The organism is Acetomicrobium mobile, from assembly GCF_937920065.1.
Genome location: NZ_CALETC010000013.1, coordinates 1 through 3,321, shown reverse-complemented (window position 1 = coordinate 3,321; position 3,321 = coordinate 1). Strand labels below are relative to the sequence as shown.

Below are 3,321 nucleotides of genomic sequence, written 5' to 3'. Positions count from 1 at the left end.
CCATGCCGAGCTTCGTGTATCTAATACCGGCCATGATGCTCTTTGGCCTTGGCAAGGTGCCTGCGGTTTTGGCCACCTTGATATATTCGTTACCACCTGTAATAAGGCTGACGAATATGGGTTTAAGGCAAGTGCCTAAAAACATAGAGGAGGCCGCTTTGGCTTATGGTGCAACGAAGTGGCAACTGCTCAAGGAAGTAAGGATTCCGCTGGCAATGCCTTCCATTCTTACCGGTGTCAATCAAACTACAATGATGGCTTTAGCTATGGTTGTCGTTGCCTCGATGATCGGGGCCAGGGGACTAGGCCAGGAGGTGTTGCTCTCCATAAATCGAATAGATATAGGCAGAGGATTTGAAGCGGGGTTGTCAGTTGTTGTGATGGCTATAGTTATCGATAGGGTGACTCAGTCCATAGCTAAGAAATGGGAGCCGCCCAGGTAAGGATAATCGGAAAACTATTATTTAAAAGCTTCTTCCTTTGAAAATTATCCCATGCTAAAATATAAAACTAGCGGGATTTTCGTATGATATAGACGATTGCACAATAAAGCCATAGTGGAGGTAAAAAACATAGCATGAGCTTTGTCGTCGATGTAAAGAGGGGAAATAGGCTGGTTTTTGAGCGACCTGTAAAGGGGCAGGATGTGCTTGTTGCTTGTGGCAAGGGGCACGAGTCCAATATAGTGGCTTGGAGAGTAAATCGCTACCTACGCCCTTTGGATTGGGTCGTGGATGACGATAGTTGCATAGAGTTTGTGGACACCTCAAGCTTTGAGGGGATGGAAGTATACAGAAGAAGCCTCAGTTTTTTGCTGGTTCTTGCCTGTATGAACACTTTGTCGGAAGACGTATTCATCAGGCACTCGATTAGCGACGGCTATTACTGCGAGCTGGAATCCGGTCCAGTCACGGAGAAAAAGTTAGATGCTGTAAAACGTGAATTGGATAGACTGGTTAAAGCCGACATTCCCATAAAACGAGAGGTAATATCGGGCGACAAAGCCAAGAGAATATTTACCCGTCAAGGAAATATGGATAAGGCCAACTTGTTGATGTGGGCAGCTGTCGATCCTATAGAGGTTTATAGAAGCGATAATACCTACGGTTATTTTTACGCGCCCCTTGCGCCGTCTACAGGTTATATGAAAACCTATGACCTCATACCATACGACCATGGCATGGTATTGAGGTTTCCGACAGTTGCCTACCCTCAGGGGCTTCCGCCCTTTATGCCCTCTAAGCGTTTGGCAGAAGTTTTTACTGTATATGCAAGATGGCTTGATATCTTAGGAATAAATACCATGGAAAACCTTCACGCCTTGGTTTCAAGGGGTGAATCCAATGATGTAATACAAATATCGGAAGCGTTGCATTCTCAGTGGTTGTCGAAATTGGCTAAAAATATTGCGGAAAATGACAATATAAGGTTGATCTGTATCGCCGGACCTTCGGCTTCAGGCAAGACCACATCTGCTCATCGGTTGCGCATTCAACTTCAGGTGTTTGGTAAGCGGGTGTTTATAATTTCCCTGGACGATTATTTTGTTGAGAGAGAAAAAACACCTAAGGATGAAAAGGGCAATTATGATCTCGAAGCTATCGAAGCCCTTGACTTGGATTTGATAAACGAAAGCTTAGTTAAGCTCTTCGATGGCGAAGAAGTCGAAATCCCTAAATTTAACTTTTTCACGGGCAAAAGAGAAAGTGGAAGACGAACGCGTATTAAAGATGGTGACATCATAGTTATTGAGGGGATTCACGGCTTGAATGAAATGGTCACTAAAAGCATCCCTGAGTACAATAAGTGGAGGATATACGTTTCCCCCTTAACGGGGATTAATCTTGATCGCCACAATAGGACAAGTACGACAGATAACAGACTTATAAGGCGATTGGTCAGGGATTATCGGACAAGGGGCAAGAGTCCCGAAGTGACCTTAATCCAATGGCCATCGGTGATAAGGGGAGCACAAAAACATATATTTCCCTATCAAGAGAGAGCTCATGTTATGTTCAATTCCGCTACCGTATATGAACTTGCCGTATTGAAAGGTTATGCCGAACCTTTACTTAGAAATATTCATGAGGATTCGCCCATGTTCGGCGAAGCGCAAAGATTGTTGACCTTTTTGCATTATGTACCCTTCATGCCTGCCGATGGCGTTCCTAATAATTCGATAATACGGGAGTTCATCGGAGGAAGCTGTTTTGAGACGATTTAATAAAAATCCAATTATGTTAATAAAATGCATAATAATGCAGTATAAAAAATAAAGATAACTTATTGTTTATTATTAAAACGCTCATAATATGTATTATATCATAACTGTTTGATAATAATCAACTTTTAGAATATACACTTAAGGGTTAAATGTATATAGAAACCAATCAAAATTTTATATATAACTCAAAAAGTCTTGAAATGTTGTTACCACCGGCATATAATTGACCCAGCATCAACGGATTGAAAATGACTCACTCCCTAGTTAATAATCCCTCTTGAGATGACTTCAGATCGGAGGGAAATAAATGCTAAGGAGTGAGTCGGTCATCATGATACATGAGTTAAGGGCAAAGGAAGTGGGCAAAAGGTTTTTGCAAGGAAAGGGGGATAGATTTTACGCGCTCAAGGCCATACAGGAAGAACGGCTCGCCCTACGTGGAAAGCAAGAACTGGTCCATGATGAGGGCATATACGGGCTGGAGGAGGTACGACACGGATGAAGGGCTGGAAGCTCTCGATTCATTGCTCAGGCTCGTAGCCATGAGGCATAATTTGTTCATGCCACAGATGAAGCTCGCTACGAGAAAAAGGGAGGGTGGGAAAGTCTTTAAGACCTACGATATGGATACGCCATTAAACAGGGTCTTAGAAAGTCCGACAGTGGATGAAGCGACGAAAGAAAAGCTGCTGGTAACTAGGAACTCTACAGACATTGTATGGCTATCCAGGGAAATAGTTCGATCTTCAGAAAGACTATCCCACGTCTATGAGAACAAGATTAGAAGGCTTAACAATGATGATTAAGTGTAGTATGGTTTCAGAGAGATTTTATTACGAGTAAAAACGCCCCTTTTAGGCTCTATTTCAAATAAGGCACCGGCTTTGCGTCGACGAATAAAAGGTTCCTGAAAATGGTCTAAAATGATCTAGCAAATAACATAAGGCGCATTTAAGCTAGTGGCGTTCAAAAAGTGACGCCGGATCGACGGCATTTCCTAAAAGATAAAGCCCAAAGTGTAGATGTGGGCCCGTCGCCCTCTCGGTCTGTCCGGAAAGAGCAATAACTTCTCCTTTTTGTACAAATTGGCCTTCCTT

At 42.9% G+C, this 3,321-nt stretch carries 5 protein-coding genes; 4 read left to right on the top strand and 1 reads right to left on the bottom strand.

From position 1 onward, the window contains the following. From Q7P41_RS00360 to Q7P41_RS00345, 4 genes are all read left to right on the top strand, one after another. A partial coding sequence (locus Q7P41_RS00360; RefSeq protein WP_303881148.1) for a proline/glycine betaine ABC transporter permease occupies positions 1-443 on the top strand: 443 nt, incomplete at its 5' end. A gap of 134 nt (positions 444-577) precedes the next feature. Then, positions 578-2,224 (top strand): nucleoside kinase, encoded by a 1,647-nt coding sequence (locus tag Q7P41_RS00355; RefSeq protein ID WP_303881147.1) that lies wholly within the window; start codon positions 578-580, stop codon positions 2,222-2,224. A gap of 307 nt (positions 2,225-2,531) precedes the next feature. After that, on the top strand, positions 2,532-2,726 hold the full coding sequence (locus tag Q7P41_RS00350) for a hypothetical protein (protein WP_303881144.1): 195 nt from the start codon (positions 2,532-2,534) through the stop codon (positions 2,724-2,726). Continuing rightward, the gene (locus tag Q7P41_RS00345) at positions 2,683-3,030 is read left to right on the top strand and encodes a hypothetical protein (protein ID WP_303881142.1); all 348 of its coding nucleotides are present in this window, start codon (positions 2,683-2,685) and stop codon (positions 3,028-3,030) included. Before Q7P41_RS00350 ends, Q7P41_RS00345 begins: the two co-directional genes overlap by 44 nt. Before the next feature lie 150 nt (positions 3,031-3,180). On the opposite strand, the gene Q7P41_RS00340 is transcribed toward Q7P41_RS00345, so the two are convergent. After that, positions 3,181-3,321 (bottom strand): M23 family metallopeptidase (locus Q7P41_RS00340; RefSeq protein WP_303881149.1); only part of this gene is annotated, 141 nt, incomplete at its 5' end.